The sequence below is a fragment of the Trichlorobacter lovleyi genome (genome assembly GCF_015239775.1).
Taxonomy (GTDB): Bacteria; Desulfobacterota; Desulfuromonadia; order Geobacterales; family Pseudopelobacteraceae; genus Trichlorobacter; species Trichlorobacter lovleyi_B.
Genome location: NZ_CP058409.1, coordinates 3,457,364 through 3,476,836 on the forward strand (window position 1 = coordinate 3,457,364; position 19,473 = coordinate 3,476,836).

16 protein-coding genes are annotated in these 19,473 nt (G+C 58.7%); 8 read left to right on the top strand and 8 right to left on the bottom strand.

Features of this window, described 5'->3' with window-relative positions:
- Positions 1-11 precede the first annotated feature (11 nt).
- Genes FY034_RS15980 through FY034_RS15995 form a run of 4 tightly spaced genes read left to right on the top strand, consistent with a single transcriptional unit; the run spans position 12 to position 6,734 of the window.
- Positions 12-659: an urea amidolyase associated protein UAAP2 gene (locus FY034_RS15980; RefSeq protein WP_265552315.1), complete on the top strand. Its 648-nt coding sequence runs from the start codon at positions 12-14 to the stop codon at positions 657-659.
- Positions 660-675: 16 nt separating this feature from the next.
- Positions 676-4,281: an urea carboxylase gene (gene uca / locus FY034_RS15985; protein ID WP_265552317.1), complete on the top strand. Its 3,606-nt coding sequence runs from the start codon at positions 676-678 to the stop codon at positions 4,279-4,281.
- 11 nt (positions 4,282-4,292) lie between these two features.
- Complete coding sequence (atzF, locus tag FY034_RS15990; RefSeq protein ID WP_265552318.1) at positions 4,293-6,011, top strand: allophanate hydrolase; 1,719 nt, start codon at positions 4,293-4,295, stop codon at positions 6,009-6,011.
- Between the two features lie 12 nt (positions 6,012-6,023).
- Complete coding sequence (locus FY034_RS15995) at positions 6,024-6,734, top strand: type 1 glutamine amidotransferase (protein ID WP_265552321.1); 711 nt, start codon at positions 6,024-6,026, stop codon at positions 6,732-6,734.
- A 67-nt stretch (positions 6,735-6,801) separates the two neighbouring features.
- On the opposite strand, the gene FY034_RS16000 is transcribed toward FY034_RS15995, so the two are convergent.
- Positions 6,802-7,245, bottom strand: a complete 444-nt coding sequence (locus FY034_RS16000; RefSeq protein ID WP_265552323.1) for a single-stranded DNA-binding protein — start codon at positions 7,243-7,245, stop codon at positions 6,802-6,804.
- 139 nt (positions 7,246-7,384) lie between these two features.
- Between FY034_RS16000 and FY034_RS16005 the strand changes: the two genes are divergently transcribed.
- From FY034_RS16005 to FY034_RS16020, 4 genes are read left to right on the top strand one after another with little or no spacing between them, the layout of a single operon-like run.
- On the top strand, positions 7,385-8,089 hold the full coding sequence (locus FY034_RS16005) for a lysophospholipid acyltransferase family protein (RefSeq protein WP_265552325.1): 705 nt from the start codon (positions 7,385-7,387) through the stop codon (positions 8,087-8,089).
- Positions 8,086-8,271, top strand: a complete 186-nt coding sequence (locus FY034_RS16010; RefSeq protein WP_265552327.1) for a hypothetical protein — start codon at positions 8,086-8,088, stop codon at positions 8,269-8,271. The genes FY034_RS16005 and FY034_RS16010 overlap by 4 nt, the downstream gene beginning before the upstream one ends.
- Positions 8,272-8,274: 3 nt before the next feature.
- Positions 8,275-8,670: a hypothetical protein gene (locus tag FY034_RS16015; protein ID WP_265552329.1), complete on the top strand. Its 396-nt coding sequence runs from the start codon at positions 8,275-8,277 to the stop codon at positions 8,668-8,670.
- The gene (locus tag FY034_RS16020) at positions 8,667-10,448 is read left to right on the top strand and encodes a ribonuclease J (RefSeq protein WP_265552331.1); all 1,782 of its coding nucleotides are present in this window, start codon (positions 8,667-8,669) and stop codon (positions 10,446-10,448) included. Before FY034_RS16015 ends, FY034_RS16020 begins: the two co-directional genes overlap by 4 nt.
- Positions 10,449-10,587: 139 nt before the next feature.
- Here the strand turns inward: FY034_RS16020 and FY034_RS16025 are convergent, their stop codons facing one another.
- The 7 genes from FY034_RS16025 to FY034_RS16055 form a co-directional block, all read right to left on the bottom strand.
- Positions 10,588-12,225: a fatty acid--CoA ligase gene (locus FY034_RS16025; protein WP_265552333.1), complete on the bottom strand. Its 1,638-nt coding sequence runs from the start codon at positions 12,223-12,225 to the stop codon at positions 10,588-10,590.
- A gap of 21 nt (positions 12,226-12,246) precedes the next feature.
- Positions 12,247-13,467, bottom strand: coding sequence for a precorrin-6y C5,15-methyltransferase (decarboxylating) subunit CbiE (gene cbiE / locus FY034_RS16030; RefSeq protein ID WP_265552335.1), 1,221 nt, complete (start codon positions 13,465-13,467; stop codon positions 12,247-12,249).
- Between the two features lie 111 nt (positions 13,468-13,578).
- The gene (locus FY034_RS16035; protein WP_265552337.1) at positions 13,579-15,267 is read right to left on the bottom strand and encodes an ABC1 kinase family protein; all 1,689 of its coding nucleotides are present in this window, start codon (positions 15,265-15,267) and stop codon (positions 13,579-13,581) included.
- Positions 15,267-15,920, bottom strand: coding sequence for a DUF6781 family protein (locus tag FY034_RS16040; protein ID WP_265552339.1), 654 nt, complete (start codon positions 15,918-15,920; stop codon positions 15,267-15,269). The genes FY034_RS16035 and FY034_RS16040 overlap by 1 nt, the downstream gene beginning before the upstream one ends.
- Before the next feature lie 194 nt (positions 15,921-16,114).
- Complete coding sequence (locus tag FY034_RS16045; RefSeq protein WP_265552341.1) at positions 16,115-17,296, bottom strand: MFS transporter; 1,182 nt, start codon at positions 17,294-17,296, stop codon at positions 16,115-16,117.
- Positions 17,289-18,281 (bottom strand): patatin-like phospholipase family protein, encoded by a 993-nt coding sequence (locus FY034_RS16050; protein ID WP_265552342.1) that lies wholly within the window; start codon positions 18,279-18,281, stop codon positions 17,289-17,291. The genes FY034_RS16045 and FY034_RS16050 overlap by 8 nt, the downstream gene beginning before the upstream one ends.
- Positions 18,282-18,350: 69 nt before the next feature.
- The gene (locus FY034_RS16055) at positions 18,351-19,472 is read right to left on the bottom strand and encodes an ABC transporter permease (protein WP_265552343.1); all 1,122 of its coding nucleotides are present in this window, start codon (positions 19,470-19,472) and stop codon (positions 18,351-18,353) included.
- Between the last annotated feature and the right edge of the window lies 1 nt (position 19,473).

Genomic DNA, 19,473 nt, shown 5'->3' on the forward strand with positions numbered 1-19,473 from the left:
AGGAATCTGCCATGAGCATGACACCATTACAGGAAAGTCCGCTGGATCCCCGTCAGGCGGTGTATGAAACCGTCCTGCCGGCAGGGGAGCACTGGATGCACCTGATACAAAAAGGCCAGACCTTCAGGATTATCGACCTGGAAGGCAATCAGGCCGTGGATACCCTTTTTTACAATGCCCACGACTACAGCGAGCGTTACAGCGCCGTGGACACCATCCGTGAACAGGGCAATGTCTATCTCTCAACCGGGTCACCGCTGTTGTCATCCGAAGGCAACACCATGCTGGTGATCACCGCCGACACCTGTGGCCGCCACGACACCCTGGGCGGCGGTTGCTCAGCCGAGAGCAACTCGGTGCGTTACCCACGGGAAACCCGCTACATGCATAACTGCCGCGACACCTTCATGCAGGGGCTGCTGCAGTGGGGCCAAGGCATGGACAAGCGGGAGATCACCCACAACATCAACTTCTTCATGAATGTCCCGATCTCGCCGGAGGGAAAATCCACCTTTGCCGACGGGATCTCAGAACCGGGCAAATATGTTGAAATGCGCGCAGAAATGGATGTCATTTGCCTGATCTCCAACTGTCCGCAGCTCAACAATCCCTGTAATGCCTATAATCCAACCCCGGTCAGGCTGCTGATCTGGGACTGATCCAAGGACCCCCTCCATGTTCACTAAAGTGCTCATAGCCAATCGCGGCGAAATCGCCTGCCGGATCATCCGGACCCTGCGTAGCATGGGGATCAGATCCGTTGCCGTCTATTCCGAGGCCGATGTCAATGCCCGCCATGCCATTGAGGCAGACGAGGCCTGTTGCCTGGGTGATCCGGCACCTGCAGCCAGCTATCTCAATATCGACAAGATCATACAGGCCGCGCTGGCATCCGGCGCCCAAGCCATCCATCCCGGCTATGGGTTCCTGAGTGAAAACCCTGAGTTTGCCGAGCAGTGCGCCAGTCACGGGATTGTCTTTATCGGTCCGTCTGCGGAAAGCATGCGCGCCTTTGGCCTGAAGCACCGGGCGCGGGAGCTGGCAGAACAGTGTAACGTGCCATTGCTGCCCGGCAGCGGCATCCTGGGAGATGAGAATCATGCCGTGGCCCAGGCAGCCAGGATCGGCTATCCGGTCATGCTGAAAAGCACGGCCGGCGGAGGCGGTATCGGCATGGCGCTCTGCCGCGATGAGGAGGAGTTGCTGACCTCCTTTGCCGGCATTGAACGCCTGGCCCGCAACAACTTCAAGGAATGCGGCCTGTTTCTGGAAAAATATGTGGCCCGGGCGCGCCATGTCGAGGTGCAGATCTTCGGTGATGGCCAGGGCACGGCCATCACCCTGGGGACACGGGATTGCTCGGTCCAGCGCCGCAACCAGAAGGTGATTGAAGAGACGCCTGCCCCCGGCCTGTCGCCAGAGCAGACAACGGCCCTCTGTACTGCCGCGCAGCGGCTGGCAGCAACCGCTTGCTATGCCTCGGCAGGCACGGTGGAGTTCGTTGTTGATGCCGAGAGCGGCGCCTTTTACTTCCTGGAGGTCAACACCCGCCTGCAGGTTGAACATACGGTAACGGAAGAGGTGCATGGTATTGATCTGGTGGAATGGATGATCCGCCAGGCCTGCGGTGAACTGCCCCCCCTGTCTGCCTGCGCACCGCAGGCGAACGGCTGTGCCATGCAGGTGCGGGTCTATGCCGAAGATCCGGGTAAGAACTTCCAGCCCTGCTCAGGCATCCTGACCGATGTCTTTTTTCCGGCCGATGTTCGCTGTGATGGCTGGATCGAGCGGGGCACCGCCGTTACCGCCTACTACGATCCGCTACTGGCCAAACTGATTGTGACCGGCAAGGACCGGGCCGAGGTGCTGCGAAAGCTTGCAGCTGCCCTGGCTGAAACCCGTTTGGCCGGCATTGAGACCAACCTGGCCTATCTGCGCCAGATCTGTGCTGACCCGCGTTTTATCAGCGGCTCGGTCTATACCAAGATGCTGGAGACGCTCACCTACCAGGCCCGGACCATTGATGTGCTGACACCGGGCACCAGCAGCACCATACAGGATTATCCCGGTCGCACCGGCTACTGGGAGGTTGGTGTGCCGCCTTCCGGGCCGATGGATCATCTCAGTTTCCGGCTGGGCAACCGCCTGTTGGGCAATCCGGAGGATGCTGCCGGACTGGAGCTGACCATTACCGGTCCAACCCTCAAATTCAACGCTGCCACCACCATCTGTCTGACCGGGGCCACCATGCAGGCCACCCTGGACGGCTCAGCGGTCCCCTACTGGCAGGCCGTGCCGGTTGCACAGGGCGCCGTCCTGAAACTGGGGGCCATTGTCGGGGCCGGACAACGCAGCTATCTCTGCATTCAAGGCGGCTTTGATGTCCCGGACTATCTGGGCAGCAAGGCCACCTTTACCCTGGGAGAGTTCGGCGGCCATGGCGGCCGCGCACTGCTGGCCGGTGATGTGCTGCGTTTCTTACCCGGCAGCGAAACCGTCCTTGAAGCGCCGCTGGCGGAGGCACTGCGTCCGTCACTGGCAACGCGCTGGGAGATCGGCGTCCTGTACGGCCCCCACGGTGCGCCGGACTTCTTTACCGAGAGCGACATCGCCACCTTTTTCAGTACCGACTGGGAGGTCCATTACAACTCGGCCCGCACCGGCGTGCGGCTGATCGGACCAAAACCGGACTGGGCCCGCCAGGATGGCGGCGAGGCCGGACTGCACCCCTCCAATATCCATGACAACGCCTATGCCATCGGCACGATTGACTTTACCGGCGACATGCCGATCATCCTCGGACCGGACGGCCCGAGCCTGGGCGGGTTTGTCTGCCCGGCCACGATTGTCCAGGCAGAGCTCTGGAAGATGGGGCAACTCCGTCCCGGCGACCGGGTCTGTTTTCGCAGGATCTCGCAGCAGGATGCCGAACGCCTTGAGCAGCAGCAGGATCTGGTGCTGCAGACCCTGCAACCACAACCGGTGCTCTCCCTGGAAGGGGACGCAGCAACTGCGGCAACCGGACCGATCGTTGCGACACTGCCGGCTGTGGGGGAACGGCCCGGCGTGGTCTACCGCCGCTCCGGCGATAAATACCTGCTGATTGAGTACGGCGAGCCCCGGATCGATCTCAACTACCGTTTCCGCGCCCATGCCCTGATCGAATGGCTGCGCAGCAGGATCACCAACGGCATCCTGGACCTGACACCGGGCATCCGCTCGCTGCAGGTGCACTATGATAACCGGCTGCTGCCCCTGGCTGAGTTGCTGTCGCTCCTGCAGCAGGCCGAGGAGGCGATCCCTTCAATCGAGGACCTGGTGGTGCCAAGCCGGATCGTGCATCTCCCCTTGAGCTGGGATGACCCCTCCACCCGCCTGGCCATCGAAAAATATACCCAGTCGGTGCGCCCGGATGCCCCCTGGTGCCCGAGCAACATCGAATTCATCCGCCGTATCAACGGCCTGGAGAACATCCAGGAGGTACAGGATATCCTCTTCAACGCCAGCTATCTGGTGATGGGGCTGGGCGATGTCTACCTGGGGGCCCCGGTTGCCACCCCGCTGGACCCCCGCCAGCGGCTGGTGACTACCAAGTACAACCCGGCCCGCACCTGGACACCGGAAAATGCGGTCGGCATCGGCGGTGCCTACCTCTGTGTCTACGGCATGGAGGGACCGGGCGGCTACCAGTTTGTCGGCCGTACCGTGCAGATGTGGAACCGTTATCGCCAGACCAGCCAGTTTGAAGCAGGCAAGCCGTGGCTGCTGCGTCACTTTGACCAGCTCCGCTTTTATCCGGTATCCCATGACGAACTGCTGCAGATGCGGCGCGACTTCATCAACGGCACCTGCAGCCTGCGGATAGAAGAGACCTCGCTCTCCCTGCGGGACTACCACGCCTTCCTTGCCCAGCACGCAGACGAGATCGCTGCTGCCAAGGGACGTCAGGCCACGGCCTTTGAGGCTGAACGCCAGCACTGGGAGGCAACCGGACAGGCCCACTTTGTCTCGGAAAGCGCTGATTGCCAAGAGGTGACCGAAGAGGAGGAGCTGGCTGTTGGCTGTGAGGCGGTTGCCTCACCGGTCTCCGGGGTGGTCTGGAAGATCGTGGTCCAGCCGGGCGAACGGGTTGCGGAAGGGGACTGCGTGGTGATCATGGAAAGCATGAAGATGGAGACCGCAGTGCTGGCCACCTGCAGTGGTGTGGTGGCACAGCTTTTCTGCGGAGAAGGCACCTACCTGAATGGTGGGCGGAACCTGCTGAGTATCAGGCCGGATTAGAGGAGCAGACCATGCAGATCAGATCACTACAGCAACAGTATCGTGACGGATCACTGACCCCCCATAGGCTGGTTGACCGTGTCCTGGCCACCATTGCCGCCAACAGCGATTCCAACAGCTGGATTTACCTGCTCTCCCGTGAAGAGCTGTATGTCTATGCCGACCGCCTGACTGGCTGTTCGCCTGACAGCCTGCCGCTCTACGGCATCCCCTTTGCCATCAAGGACAACATTGATCTGGCCGGGGTGCCGACAACGGCAGCGTGCCCAGAGTATGCCTATACCCCGCAACAGTCGGCGTTTGTGGTGCAGCGGCTGCTGGATGCCGGTGCCATCCCGATTGGCAAGACCAACATGGATCAATTCGCCACCGGCCTGGTGGGAACACGCAGCCCCTACGGCACGGCCCGCAACCCCTACAGCAGCGAACATATCCCGGGCGGCTCCAGCTCCGGCTCTGCCGTGACCGTGGCAAACCAGGAGGTCTGTTTCTCGCTGGGGACCGACACCGCCGGTTCAGGGCGTGTCCCGGCGGCCTTCTGCAACCTGGTCGGGGTCAAGCCCACCAAAGGACTGCTCAGCACCGCGGGTGTTGTCCCTGCCTGCCGCAGCCTGGACTGCGTTTCCATCTTTGCCGCAACCATTGCCGATGCCACACTGGTCCTGGAGGTTGCCCAAGGTTTTGATGAGCAGGACCCGTTCTCCCGGCCAGCCATTAGCTCACAACAGGTGCCAAGGCACTGCTTTACCTTTGGTGTGCCCAGCGCAGCGGATCTGGCCTTTTTTGGCAATGAGCACTATGCAGCGCTCTTTGAAAAGGCGGTTGCCAGACTGGAACAGATGGGGGGTAAAAAGCTGGAGATTGACTTCACCCCGTTCCGTGAAGCAGCCAGGCTGCTGTATGAAGGCCCCTGGGTAGCTGAACGGTATGCTGCGCTGCAGGGCTTTATCGAGAACAACGCTGCTGCCTTTGTTCCTGTGACCCACGCGATCATCAGCAAGGGGATCACCCCCACGGCAGTGGCGGCATTTCAGGCAGAGTACCGCCTGCAGGCCCTGCGCAGGGAGACAGCCGCGGTCTGGGACATGATCGACCTGCTGGTCACCCCCACTGCCGGCACGATCTATCGCATTGCCGAGGTGGAGGCTGATCCGATCAGCCTGAACAGCAATCTCGGCTACTACACCAATTTCATGAACCTGCTGGATCTGGCTGCCCTGGCAGTACCGGCAGGTTTTACCCCGGCCGGTCTGCCGTTCGGGATTACCCTGGCTGCTCCGGCCTTCAGTGACAACTATCTGCTTTCACTTGCGGCTAGATTCAGTTCGCTGGATGACCAGCAACCACTGCAGGTGGCAGTCTGTGGCGCCCACCTGCGCGGCCTGCCCTTGAACCGGCAGTTGCTTGAACTTGGCGGCCGGTTTGTCCGTGAGGCCCGTACCGCCCCCAGTTACCGTTTCTTTGCCTTGGAGACTGAGCCACCCAAACCGGGTCTGCTCTACAGCCGATCTGGCGGGGCTGCCATCGACCTGGAGGTCTGGGAGTTGCCGGCAGCCGGTCTGGGACAGTTGCTGGCCAGTATCCCGGCGCCGTTGGGACTCGGCAAGGTCATGCTGGAGGATGGCAGTAGTGTGACCTGTTTTCTGGTGGAGGCGGCTGCGGTTGAACAGGCCCAGGAGATTACCTCGTTCGGCGGCTGGAAAAACTATCTGGGAAGCAAGGTTCCGTAACAGGGAGAGCAGATGAGAGCACATTACTTTCAGCACGATCCAGCAGAAGGGTTGGGAAGCATCGAGACCTGGCTGCAGCGCCAGGGAGCAGAGATCAGCGTTACCCGCTGGTATGAGCCAGATACCACCATGCCTGTTCTTGATGGGATCGATCTGCTGATCATCATGGGTGGCCCCATGAGCGTCAACGATGAGGAACAACTGCCCTGGCTGGTATCGGAAAAGGCCCTGGTGCGTCAAGCCGTGTCGCAGGGCAGTGCCATTCTGGGGATCTGCCTCGGCGCCCAGATGATTGCCAGTGCCCTGGGTGCCAGAATTTACCCGAACCACTGTCGTGAGATCGGCTGGTTTCCGGTGACCGCAGTTGCACCAGCGGCAACGGATCTCTTCCCGTTTCCCGAGCAATCCATGGTACTTCACTGGCACGGCGAGACCTTTGACCTGCCTTCAGGCGCCGCACACCTGGCGCGCAGCGTTGGCTGCGAACATCAGGCCTTTCAGTTGGGGGAGAGGGTCATCGGGCTCCAGTTTCATCCCGAGGCCACCCCTGAGGTCATCAACGCCTTTCTGGCCAGCACCGGAGACCTGCCGACAGAACCGTACGTGGCAACGGCACCACAGATTGCAGCCACCCCGGCATCCTATTTCAGTGGAGCAGCAGCCTTGCTGGAACAGCTGCTCACCTACCTGACCAGCGGGACAGCCAGACCATCAAGCACCTGACATCACGCAAAAGGGCATACAACCGATGTTGTATGCCCTTTAAGCGCCACTAGTCTTCAAGAAAAACCTAGAACGGGATATCGTCGTCCTGGAAGGGCGGTTCGTCATAGCTGACCGTGGTATCGGCCACACCACCAGCTGCCGGACGACGGGCACCGCCGCCAGCGCCACCGCCATCCCCCTTGCCGCTCAGCATCTGCATCCGGTCACCGACGATCTCGGTGGTATATTTATCATTGCCGTCACGGTCAGTCCACTTGCGGGTCTGCAAACGCCCCTCAATATAGACGGTCTTGCCCTTGGCAAGATATTCACCGGCAATTTCAGCCAGTTTTCCCCACAGAGTCACCCGGTGCCATTCGGTCCGCTCTTCCCAGTCACCGCTCTTGTTCTTGAACTTCTCGCTGGTGGCCAGGTTAAAACTTGCCACTGCCTGACCTGAGGTGGTGTAGCGCACCTCAGGGTCTTTCCCCAAATTTCCGATCAGCATTACCTTATTAAGACTGGCCATAGGATTCCTCCTGATTTCTTGGTCTGTGTGGAAGGACGTTATAGCATCGCCATGAGAGGGGTGCAAGGTAAAGCGGGCGCTGCTTGACCTGATGCATTAAAATAGCTAAACTCACGCAGATTTTTCAAGGGGTGGTACTGTGGCGCTGATTCGTGGCTTGCTTTATATGGCTGTTTTTTTCCCCCTGACCTTCCTGATTGCTGCGGTTGCAATCCTGTCGACGCTTATTGAACGCAGCTATTACGCATGGTTTGCCCGTTTCTGGGGACGCCTGGGGATCGCCATGGCCGGTATCAACGTAACGGTCAGTGGCGGAGAACAGCTCCCTGACGGCCCGATCATCGTCATGAGCAACCATGCCAGCAACTTTGATATCCTGGCCATGCAAGGCTATTTCCCCCGCCCGTTGTCCTGGATCGCCAAAAAAGAGCTCTTCTCGATTCCGGTCTTTGGCTGGTCCATGCGGCGGGGCGGCTATATCGCCCTGGATCGCGGCGATGGCCGCAAGGCGCTGAAAAGCATGGATGAGGCGGCCCAGCAGATCAGAAGCGGCACCAGCGTCATCATCTTTCCGGAGGGGACCCGCACCAGAGATGGACGGTTACTGCCGTTCAAACGGGGTGGTTTCCTGTTGGCAGTCAAGGCCGGTGTACCGGTGGTGCCGGTCAGTATCGTGGGCAGCTTTGCCATCAATCCCGGCGGCAGCCTGGGGCTGAATCTCGGACGGCCGGTCCGGCTCAAGATCCATGCCCCGATCACCCTGCCAGCAGGCCTGAAGCGGGCGGAGGCGGAAGAGCTGTTGATGCAGCAGGTCCATACCGCCATTACAGGCGGGCTGCCATGAAGGGGCCTCAGTACCTGCTGCTGGTCCTGGCCGGTCTGGCTGCCCTCAGCTGGAGCCTGCCGGCTGCCCACCGCTGGCCCTCGCCCCGCAACCTGCTACCCAGTCTGCTGGCCCTGCTGGGGGTTGTCATGCTGCTGCTGGGGGCGCTGCTCACCTTTCTGCCCCGTTTTTTCCAGGAGTAAACGATGGCCCGCCCCCTGATTACCATCCTGATCGCCCTGCTGCTGAGCCTGATTCTGCTGGTTGTCAACATCAACTACCGCCAGAAGAGCCAGTACCTTGAAGGGCGCAAGGGCGAAAAAGCCGGCAACTTCATGGTGGCCCTGACCGGCTACGAGTCCGCCATCAGGATGTACCTCCCGTTCTCTGAGCGCGTTGAAGCATCTGCGGCACGTATCTGGGCCATGGCCGAGGCTGCCGAACAACGGGGCGATCTTGACCAGGCGCTGGCGGCCTACCGTTCATTGCGCAGCGCCTTCTACGGCGTACGCTGGCTGCGACAACCCGGCACAGACTGGATCAGCCGCTGCGATAAAAAGATTGCGGCACTGGTACCGCTGCGCAAAGGAAATCGACCATGAATTCTGACAATAAAGAAACGGCAATGGTGTACTCGGGCGGCGAGCAAGGCGGCAAGGAAGAGGCGACGCAGGCGTACAAAGCAGTACGTCGAGAAGCCTCTGACGAAGCCAACGCTGCTCCCCGTTCGAATACACCGTTGCGGATAGTGGCATTGGGCGGCCTGGGTGAAATCGGCATTAACTGCATGGCCTACGAGTACGGTGACGACCTGATCCTGGTGGATGCCGGCCTGATGTTCCCCGATGCCGACATGCCGGGTGTGGATTATGTCATCCCTGATTTCAGCTGGTTGAGGGAACGGCCTGATAAGCTGCGCGGGATCATCTTGACCCATGGCCATGAGGATCATATCGGCGCCCTGCCGTTCCTGCTGCGTGAATTTCCGGCCCCGATCTACGGCACCGCCCTGACCCTGGGCATTCTGGAAGGCAAGCTGCTGGAATACAAGGTCGAGGCAGACCTGAATCCGGTTCAGCCCCGCGACACCGTCACCCTGGGCTGCTTTCAGGTCGAATTCATCCGGGTCGCCCACTCGGTGGTGGATGGCTGCGCCCTGGCGATCCGCTCACCGGAAGGGGTGGTGATCCATACCGGCGACTTCAAGCTTGATCAGACCCCGGTGGATGGCGAGGTAACCGATCTGGCCACCTTTGCCCGCTACGGCGAGCAGGGCGTCCTGGCGTTGCTGTCCGACTCTACCAATGTGGAGCGCGAAGGGTACACCATCTCTGAGCGTTATGTCGGGGAGGCCCTGTCCGACCTGTTCCCCAAATGCAAGGGCAGGATCATTGTGGCTGCCTTTTCCAGCAACATCCATCGCGTCCAGCAGGTGGCCGACGTGGCTGCTGCCAGTGGCCGCAAGGTCCTGTTGAACGGGCGTTCCATGATCGCCAACGTCAGGATCGCCCGCCAGCTGGGCTACCTGAAGATCAATGACGACCTGTTGATGGACATTCGCGAACTGCCCCACATCCCCCGCGAACAGGTCTGCATGATCACCACCGGCAGCCAGGGGGAACCGCTCTCGGCCCTCTCCCGGATCGCCATGGATGACCACAAACAGATCAAGCTGGAAAAGGGTGACACCGTCATCCTCTCCTCCCGTTACATCCCCGGCAACGAACGGACCATCTCGGAGCTGATCAACCACCTCTACCGCCGTGGCGCCGACGTGCACCACGAAAAGGTCTCCGAGGTGCATGTCTCCGGCCACGCCAGCCAGGAAGAGCTGAAGCTGATGATGAACATCACCCGGCCCCGCTTTTTTCTGCCGATCCACGGCGAGTACCGCCACCTGGTGTTGCACCGCCGTCTGGCCATGAAGGTGGGGATACCGGAAGAACGCTGCCTGCTGGCGGTCAACGGCGAGGTGGTCAGTTTCTACAATGATACCGCCTGCATTGAAGAAACCGTGGAGACCGGCCGGGTCTTTGTGGATGGCAAAGGGGTTGGCGATGTGGGCGAGGTGGTGCTGAAGGACCGACGCCACCTCTCTGAGGATGGCATGGTACTGGTGATCCTGGGGGTCAACCAGCACACCGGCGAATTCATCTACGGCCCGGAGATCGTCTCACGGGGCTTTGTGTTTGAGGATGAAAGCCAGGCCTACCTGCAGACCGCCAGGGAGATGGTCCGGGAGGCCCTGAAAGAGTTGAGCGTTGAATTCCTGGCTGACCGGGATGAGGTGCGCCAGATCGTACGTCAGACCCTGAAACGGTTCTTCAAGAAGAGTATTGAGCGCCGCCCGATGGTGCTGCCGGTGATATTGGAGATGTAAAATCCATCACAAAATCAGGAACGACGATTTTTTCGTTCTGGGTGCGGCAAGCAAGGCATGGCGCGGAGGCGTACAGAACAGTACGTCGCACAAGCCATGCCGCAGGTTGACGAAGCCAGGGCGAAAAAAGACCGTTCCTTTACAAATACTTCTCCCGCAGCGCCACCTTGTTGACCTTCCCCACGCTGGTCTTGTCGATCGCCTCAACCAGCTTGACCTTCAAGAGCACCACCTGCTTGGTGACCACCCCTTTATCGGCATATTCCCGCACCAGATGGGTCAGTTCCTTCTCAGTCACTGCATTATCAGGCTTGGCCACCACCAGGGCCAGCGGGCGCTCCCCCCATTTCTCATCCGGCTGACCGATCACCGCCACCTCGGCCACGCCGGGGTGGTGGGCAATGATATCCTCCAGCTCCAGTGACGAGACCCACTCCCCCGATACCTTCAGCACATCCTTGGTCCGATCGGTAATTCGCACGTACCCCGCTTCATCACGCACCGCCACATCGCCGGTATGCAGGTAGCCGCCCTCCCAGAGCCGTTCCGAGGCCTTGTGATCCTTGAGGTAGCCCTGGGTCAGCCAGGGAGCCCGCACCACGATCTCGCCGGCGCTCTTGCCGTCACGGGGCTGCTCCTGCCGGGTGCTATCCACAATTTTCAGGTCCACCAGCGGCAGCGCACGGCCGGTCTTGCAGCGGATAACCGCCTGTTCCTCAGCGGAAAGTTCCAGCATCTCAGGGGTCAGATGCGAGATGGTCAGGATCGGGCAGGTCTCGGACATGCCGTAGCCGGTAAAGAGATCAATCCCGCGCTGCAGGGCATCAAGACAGAGTGCCCGCGACATGGCTGCCCCGCCGATAATCACCTTCCAGCCGGACAGGTCCATCCTTCCGGCATGGGGATGTTTCAACAGCATATGTAGGATGGTGGGGACGCAGTGGGAGAAGGTGACCTTTTCCCTGTCAATCAGCTCCAGCAGGTGATCCGGCAGATAGCGGCCAGGGTAGACCTGTTTGACCCCCAGCATGGTGGCCACGTACGGCAGCCCCCAGGCATGGACATGGAACATCGGGGTGATCGGCATGTAGACATCCTGGCGGTTGAAGCCGCCGTGGCTGACCGACGATCCCAGCACCGCAAGCACCCCCAGGGTGTGCAGCACCAGCTGGCGATGACTGAAGTAGACCCCCTTTGGCATGCCGGTGGTACCGGTGGTGTAAAAGGTGGTGGCGCGGGTATTCTCATCAAAATCCGCAAAGCTGAACTGATCTGAGGCTGCTGCCAGCAACGCCTCGTATTCACCGGCAAAGGGGATGTGGCTTTCAGGCACAGCCGGTTCATCATTCAGCAGTACAAAGCTCTTGACCGTATCCATCCTGCCGCGGATCTGCTCCAGAATCGGCAGAAACTCACTGTTGACCAGCAGCACGTCATCTTCGGCATGGTCAATGGTGTAGAGGATCTGCTCCGGCGAGAGCCTGACGTTGATGGTGTGCAGTACGGCACCGATCATCGGCACGGCAAAGAAGCATTCCAGGTAACGGTGGGAATCCCAGTCCATCACCGCCACGGTATCACCCGGCTTGACGCCGAGGGAGGTCAGGGCATTGGCCAGTTTCGCCACCCGCTGCCGCAGGTCGCGATAGCTGAAGCGATGATTGCGGTAGACAATTTCCTGTTCCGGCGCATCTACCACCGGGCAGAACAGCAGATTCTTGATCAATAGCGGATAGTCATAGGCAGAAGGGGTACGCATGATCAGCGCATCGGGCATGGTAAACTCCAGCAATAGTCTTTAATGCGATTCCGTCTTCCAGGCAGAGATGACGTAGACCGGGTCATGGGCCTCAAACATCTTGAACTCAGTCAGGGGGCGGGTACGGGAGACGTTGATACAGGCCACTTCCACCTGATAGCCGTGGTACTCAAGCGCCTCAATGCTCTTGGTCAGCGTATCGAGGGTCACGGCATTAATGACAATGATACCATCCATTTTCAGACGCCGGTCAACCTGTTCAATGATCTCTTCCAGGTTGCCACCTGCCCCGCCGATAAAGACCCGGTCCGGGTCCGGCAGGTCATCCAGCCCGTCCGGGGCATAGGCCTCCACCAGCTTGACGTTGCGGGCACAGAACTTATCCAGGTTCTGCTTCAACAACTGCACATAATGACTGTTCTTTTCCACAGCAAACAACTTGCCGTTGGGCAGCAGATTTGAGGCCTCGATTGATATGGAGCCAGAACCGGCACCGATATCCCAGACCACCAGATCGTTCTGCAGCTTGAGTTTGGCCAGGGTGACGGCCCGCACCTCCTGACGGGTAAACAACTTCTTGATTGAGGCAAACTCCTCATCATCAACGCCGATCAACGGGTATTGAGTCAGGTTGGGCTCATAGATGCGAATCAGGATCAGGATGTTCAGCTCGGAATGCTGCAGGGTCAACAACCCCTTGATGGTGGTACGGGTGAATTTTTCGGTCGGCATGCCCAGATCTTCACAGACCCAGGCCTCATACCCTTCAGCACCTCGGCTGATCAGCTCACGGGCAATGGCAGCCGGGGTATTGATCTCGTCAGTCAGCACACAGGCCTTTTCAGCAGCAACAATCTTGTCAAGGGAAGGTCCCATGCCGCGCCCCTGAACCGAGAGAAAGATAGCATCGTCCCACGGCTCCTTGATCCGGGCAAAGGCGTACTGCATACTGGTCACATTGGCAAAGATCTCAAGCCGCTCCTTGGGCAGGTTGCGCAACAGAAAGCGGCCGGTACCAAAGAAGTTGGGGTCACCGGTGGCCAGTACCGCCACCGGTTTGTCCGTGGACTGCAGGAAGGCCAGCAAAGGCGGCAATTCCCCCAACTCCATCTTCTGCCCGGCAAACTCGGGAAAACGGTCGAGGTGACGCCGTCTCCCCACCAGCACCTCTGCCGACGCTATCGCCTCCAGCGCCCTGGCACTTAAGCCCTCACAGCCGGCAATCCCTGACCCGATCAAATAGATAGTGTTCTGCGACATACTGTCCTCCCTGGAGCACGGCCGTTACAAGTGCCGGAAGTATAGTGCAAGTTCACCACAGCCGCAAATGGAGAATGAGCAGCAAGCGACACCAAAAGAATCTTGTCAGATTCAAGGCGAACGTTTTCTGCCACTGCGCCAGATTGAGAACAAGAGCCAGATACCGCCAATAATGGCGCCGATAAAACTGAACAGACCAAAGGAGATGCCGCCGGGCAGTAACGTGTGACGTTCAATGGTCAACACAATGGCCGAGCCCACAATCAGGGCGGCAATCACAATGCTAAGTGCAAGACGGCTGGTGGCCCGGTCAACCTGATCACCAAACTGTTTCAGCGGCAGCAGTTCAACCTGCATCTGCAGTTTGCCACGCCTTGCTGACCGGATGAGCTGACGCAGATCGCGCGGCAAACCGCCAATCAGCCCCAAAGCGCCGGAAAGCATCCGCCAACTGCGCCTTGCCACATTTGCAGGTGCGGCATGAGTACGCAACACCTGGGTAAGAAACGGGGCTGCCTCACTGGCCATGTCAAAACTGGGGTCAAGCTGGCTGCCCATGCCTTCCAGGGTTATGAAGGCCTTGATCATCAGTGCCAGATCAGGCGGCAGCGTCAAGCCATGCTCCCGCAGGATTGCAACCAGATCAGACAGCATGGCAGCGAGATCCAGCTGTTTCAGTGGCACCCCGTGATACTGGTCAACAAAGGCATCAATCTCATTCTGCAACAGATCAGCGCCAGACTCACTGCCGCCGCTCCAATCAAGCAGAACCTCAACTACCGCATTCGTATCATAACTGACAAGACCATGCAGCAGCAGCGCCAACTGGTAACGCCGCTCTTCTGATATCCGCCCGGTCATACCGAAATCGATCAAGGCGATCCGGTTTCCTGGCAGATAGAAGATATTGCCGGGATGGGGGTCGGCATGAAAAAAGCCGTCTTCCAGAATCATCTTCAAAACCGCTGTGGCCCCCCTGCGTGCCAACAGCTTGCGGTCCAGGCCAGCTGTATCCACGGCTGCCAGATCACGCCCAGGAATCCCTTCAATGTAGTCCTGCACATTCAACCGCTCACCGGTCCAGCTCCAATGAATCTGAGGCAGGATAATTTCCGGGTAGCTGGACAGGTTGGCGGCAATACGCTCAGCACTGCGCCCCTCAGCGGAAAAATCCAGCTCACGACGCAATGACAGGGTAAACTGGCGAATCACCTCACAGGGCCGGAATCGACGCAGGTTAGGGGCTTCCGTCTCTACAATCTCTGCCAGATGGGCAAGCAGGCGCAGATCAGCCTCAACAATAGGGCGAATACCAGGACGCCGCACCTTGAGGACCACTGCAGTTCCATCAACAAGCCAAGCCCGATGCACCTGGGCCAGTGATGCTGCGGCCAGCGCCTGTATCTCCAGGCGCGGAAAAACCTGTTCGGGTGGTTCCCCCAGGTCTTCCGTCAGCTGTTCCCGCAACTCGTCAAATGGCAACACAGGGGCTGCATCCTGCAATTTGCTGAACTCAGCAATCCACTCCGGCGCAAACAGGTCAACACGGGTGGCAAGAATCTGCCCCAGCTTGACAAAGGTCGGACCCAACTCCTCAAGGATACGACGCACCCGTGCCGGCGGCTCTAGCTGCACCAGCTCCCTTGACTCCGCCCAGTGCAGGACATGTCCGGCTCGTTCCAGCACACCAACCATGCCGATCCTACGCACCAGATCAGCAAAGCCATAACGGATCAGGACGCTGGCGATATCATGCAAACGCCCCAGGTCACGCACCGCACTGATTGCCTGCCAGAACATCACGTATCCCGGCGTGAGGATGGTGGTGTTGATTGCAGACGCTCGGCTATCCCCTTGAGTATGCCGGCAGCAAGTCCGGCAAGCAAGGCACCCTCCTTACGCACAATGTCCGCCCCTGCTTCCACCTGCTCGCGGGTCGTGTCAGCAACGGCACTGCCAAGCTGAACAAGCGCCGTTTTAACCTGGCTCCCCACAGCCGTACCACTGGCACTGAAGTGCCCCATCAGCTCGCGCATACCACTCTGAGCGGCCCCAACTGTGCTCTTGGCAGCTTCGGCAAGCGTTTCAATAAACAGTGATTCCAGTGCAGCAAGATCATCCAGCGTTTGCTTCAACCCCTGCCGGGAAAATTCATTACTGCGGCCAGCGGCCTCCTGGATTGCCAGCTGAGTGGCCTCGGCTGCGGCAGCCAAGGCGGCATCCAACCCCTGCATGGCCTGCTGCAGCGCCTGTGTCCCCTGCTCACTACGACGGGAGGCCCCCTTTTGGGCGCCTTTCACCACTGCAGAGATTACCTGTTTGAGGGCTGCAGAATCCAGCTGACCGGTTGAGAGCATCTGAAGCGCAATCATCCGTACCTTGTCGGAAATCGCTGCCATCTCGTCCTCGGTTGCATCCTGAACCAATTTTTCCAGCTTTTCAGCATTGACCATGATGGTTTCCCCCCATTTCTGCCTGCTGCTGCAGGCGGTCAAACATCATTCCGAATACAAACCGGCCTTATCGAGCGCAGTTAGTTCCTCTTGTACTGTACCGCCAATAAAGCGGTGTAGTATTGTGCTGCTTGTAACGTGCGGCAAACTGAGAATACAAATTGGCAGCATCTGAAGCACCCCTGAGGTACCGTTTAAGCTGGCAAATTTTTCAAACCCGTAAGTAGCAGGGCTGCCAAAGCCAGTGACGAAAAAGCTGCACCGGCATAAAAAGTCAGTTGTGGGCCTACTGCAGTCCAGAACACACCGGCGATCATGCTGGCAGCAAGTAACGCAATGCCGCTGATCAGATTGAAGATTCCGAAGGCAGTGCCGCGCAAGCCAGCAGGAGCGGTATCCGAGACCAGTGTAGCCAACAGACCCTGGGTAGCCCCCATATGCAGTCCCCAAAGTGCCGTGCCAATCCCCACCACCCAGACATTAGCGGCAAGGGCGAGTATGAGATCGGCCATGATGAGAAAGATGATGCCCCAGGCAAGCAGTATGCATCGGTTACAGTTGTCGGACAACTTACCAAGGGAGTAGGCGCTGATGGCGTAGACGATGTTCATAACGATCAAGATCAGCGGCACCCAGGTGACAGACATCCCCAAATCCTGTGCGCGTAGTAACAGAAACGCCTCGGAAAAGCGTGCTAAGGTCAGGACGGCTGCAAATATGACCACCCGCCAGAAATGGATTGGCAGGCGTCGCAAATTCACCCGGCTGATCGGGAAGCTAGGCTGACCAACCTGCTGCGTCGTATCCGGTTCCTCAACACCAAAGGCAATCAGAAGCACACAGACGAGGGCCGGAACGACTGCCACCCAAAACACCAAGCGAAAGTTGTCGTGGCTGATTGCCATTAATCCAACCGCAAACAACGGTCCGGCAAAGGCTCCCACGGTATCCATCGACTGACGCAGGCCGTAGGCTGCCCCCCTGCTTTCCTGCGGGGTAATGTCAGCGATCAGGGCGTCGCGTGGTGCACCACGGATCCCCTTGCCGATACGGTCGATGAAACGTGCAGTCAGTATAGCACCGATACCGTTTGCAAGCGGGAAGAGCGGCTTGGTCAGGGTGGCAAGACCGTATCCCAACAGCAGTAACGGCTTTCTGCGAGCGGTCCAGTCAGAGAGCACCCCGGAGAACACCTTGGCGATGGCGGCGGTAGCCTCGGCAACCCCCTCAATAATTCCAACTGACAGCGCACTGGCCCCCAGCGCAGTCACCATGAAGATAGGCAGCAGACTATGGATCATCTCAGAGGAGAGGTCCATGCAAAGACTCACCAGGCCGAGGGCGATAGCCACTTTGGGTAATTTGCTGCTAGCCATCCATAATCCCTGATCGTTTTAGCATCATCAGCTGCTCTCGCGCACTCTCGTACCCAATGGCGATGATCTCCTCTGCCCGGTTGAACTCCAGGAAACGGAACTCTCCCAGCGGAGGACGAATGACCATGTCAGGTTTATCATTCCGAAGACGGTATTCAGTAATACTGGTCTCCATGATGTTGACCGAGGCCAACAATAGTTCAAAAATGTTCGGAAGAGGTTCTGGTGAAAGCCAACTGTTGAATTGCCCCGAGGCAGGAGCATCCTGAGCGAGTAGTTTCTGTTTCAATTTATGCATCGAGCAGAGGCATTCATCCATCCAACGCGACATTTGCCCTGACATACTGTTGCCTTCGGCTGTTACCTTGTTTGCTAGCAACGGCTTAAGATTCTTCCCGGTAACGATCTGATGGTTCAAATCCACGGCAATTACGATATCGGCGCCCATGGCACGGACAACACTGACCGGGACCGGATTAACAAGCCCACCATCCACCACCAGCCGCCCGTTACTGCGGGTCGGAGTAAAGATGCCTGGCACTGAAATGCTGGCGCGCACTGCCTCTATGACATCGCCTTGGCCTATAACGACCTCTTCACCGGTCTGGATATCAGTTGCCACGGCACAAAACGGAATCGCCAACGACTCAATTACTTCCGAATCGATATGTGCGCGTACCAGTTCACTTACTTTTGCTCCGTCGATCAACCCTGATTTGGGAAAGACAATATCAAAGACGGAGGCTGTCCTCTTCCAGTCAAATCTTTGAAAGGTACTTTCCAGCAAGTCCAATTTTCCGGAGGCGTAGACCGCGCCGATCAAGGCACCTATACTGGTCCCGGCGATGAAATCCGTCTTGATTCCAGTTGCTTCCAACGCACGGATTACACCAAGATGTGCCAAACCACGAGCTGAACCGCTACCAAGCGCCAGCCCTATTTTGCTGGCACCATTACGTTTCTTGCGGCCTGGGCAATTTGCCATGACAATCTCTCTTCCCCCGCCCCGGATTTGGGCATAATCAGACAGAATCCACCTCTCATTTTGTACTGTTCACACCATCGTACCGATGGTTTTGCGGAAGCGTGCCAATGAGAGGACAAACAGGACCGCCCCGATCAAACCCAGGGCGGCAAACTGGGGCCAGACCACGGTAATCCCTGCACCACGGTACAGGATGGCCTGGGCCAACATCACAAAATGGGTGTTCGGTGCAGCCAGCATGATCCACTGGACAATGTCCGGCATGCTCTCGCGAGGAGTGGTACTGCCCGAAAGGATTTGGAGCGGTAACAGCACCAGCATCATCAGCAGTCCGAACTGCGGCATGGAACGGGCGATCGTACCGAGGAAGATGCCAAGGGAGGTGGTGGCAAACAGGTGCAAGGCGGTGCCTGCCAGAAAGAGGGCGACGGAACCCTCAATAGGCACCCTGAGCAGCCCTTGGACAACCAGGATCAGCGAGCAGGCGGTGGTTGTCAGTACCACCAGCGCCATGGCCCAGACCTTGCCGGCCATGATCTCGAACGGGGTAACCGGCATCACCAGCAGGTGCTCCACCGTGCCATGCTCCCGCTCGCGAATCAGGGCCGCGCCGGTCAGAATAATGGAGAGCATGGTAACACTGTTGATAACCTGCATGACTGAGCCGAACCAGAACTGGTTCAATTCGGGGTTGAAGCGTGCCCGCAGGTTCAGTGCGACATTCACGCCGGTGTCGGCTCGATAGCCTTGCAGAAAAGCGCTTGTTTCAGTGGTAATGATGGACTGGATGTAGCCGCTGCCGGTAAAAGCCTGACTCATCCGGGTAGCATCAACATTCAGCTGAATGGCTGGCGAACGACCAGCCAGGACATCCCGCTGAAAGTTAGGAGGAATATTGATAGCAAAGGTATCAAGACCACTATCCATGCGTCTGTCCATCTCAGCGCGAGTGATCATGGACGGCAGGTCAAAATGTGGAGCGATAAAGGCATCAGCAATGCGGATAGAAAGCTGCGAACGATCCTCGTCAACAATGGCAATCGGTGCCCGGTGCAGGGTTTCAGGCATCGCCTTGGCAGCGGAATAGACCTCGAAGCTGAAGGCATACACGATCAACAGCAGCAGAATGGGATCGCCCAGCAGACTGCGCAGTTCTTTGATGCCAAGCTGCATGATGTTGGCAACCCGCATG

Bases quoted from the DNA above. Each gene is read 5' to 3' on its own strand.
- FY034_RS16020 (WP_265552331.1), top strand. From the start codon at position 8,667: ATGAATTCTGACAATAAAGAAACGGCAATGGTGTACTCGGGCGGCGAG.
- atzF (WP_265552318.1), top strand. From the start codon at position 4,293: ATGCAGATCAGATCACTACAGCAACAGTATCGTGACGGATCACTGACC.
- FY034_RS16000 (WP_265552323.1), bottom strand. From the start codon at position 7,245: ATGGCCAGTCTTAATAAGGTAATGCTGATCGGAAATTTGGGGAAAGAC.
- FY034_RS16055 (WP_265552343.1), bottom strand. From the start codon at position 19,472: ATGCGGGTTGCCAACATCATGCAGCTTGGCATCAAAGAACTGCGCAGT.
- FY034_RS16035 (WP_265552337.1), bottom strand. From the start codon at position 15,267: ATGTTCTGGCAGGCAATCAGTGCGGTGCGTGACCTGGGGCGTTTGCAT.
- uca (WP_265552317.1), top strand. From the start codon at position 676: ATGTTCACTAAAGTGCTCATAGCCAATCGCGGCGAAATCGCCTGCCGG.
- FY034_RS16040 (WP_265552339.1), bottom strand. From the start codon at position 15,920: ATGGTCAATGCTGAAAAGCTGGAAAAATTGGTTCAGGATGCAACCGAG.
- FY034_RS15995 (WP_265552321.1), top strand. From the start codon at position 6,024: ATGAGAGCACATTACTTTCAGCACGATCCAGCAGAAGGGTTGGGAAGC.
- FY034_RS16045 (WP_265552341.1), bottom strand. From the start codon at position 17,296: ATGGCTAGCAGCAAATTACCCAAAGTGGCTATCGCCCTCGGCCTGGTG.
- cbiE (WP_265552335.1), bottom strand. From the start codon at position 13,467: ATGTCGCAGAACACTATCTATTTGATCGGGTCAGGGATTGCCGGCTGT.
- FY034_RS15980 (WP_265552315.1), top strand. From the start codon at position 12: ATGAGCATGACACCATTACAGGAAAGTCCGCTGGATCCCCGTCAGGCG.
- FY034_RS16015 (WP_265552329.1), top strand. From the start codon at position 8,275: ATGGCCCGCCCCCTGATTACCATCCTGATCGCCCTGCTGCTGAGCCTG.
- FY034_RS16010 (WP_265552327.1), top strand. From the start codon at position 8,086: ATGAAGGGGCCTCAGTACCTGCTGCTGGTCCTGGCCGGTCTGGCTGCC.
- FY034_RS16050 (WP_265552342.1), bottom strand. From the start codon at position 18,281: ATGGCAAATTGCCCAGGCCGCAAGAAACGTAATGGTGCCAGCAAAATA.
- FY034_RS16025 (WP_265552333.1), bottom strand. From the start codon at position 12,225: ATGCCCGATGCGCTGATCATGCGTACCCCTTCTGCCTATGACTATCCG.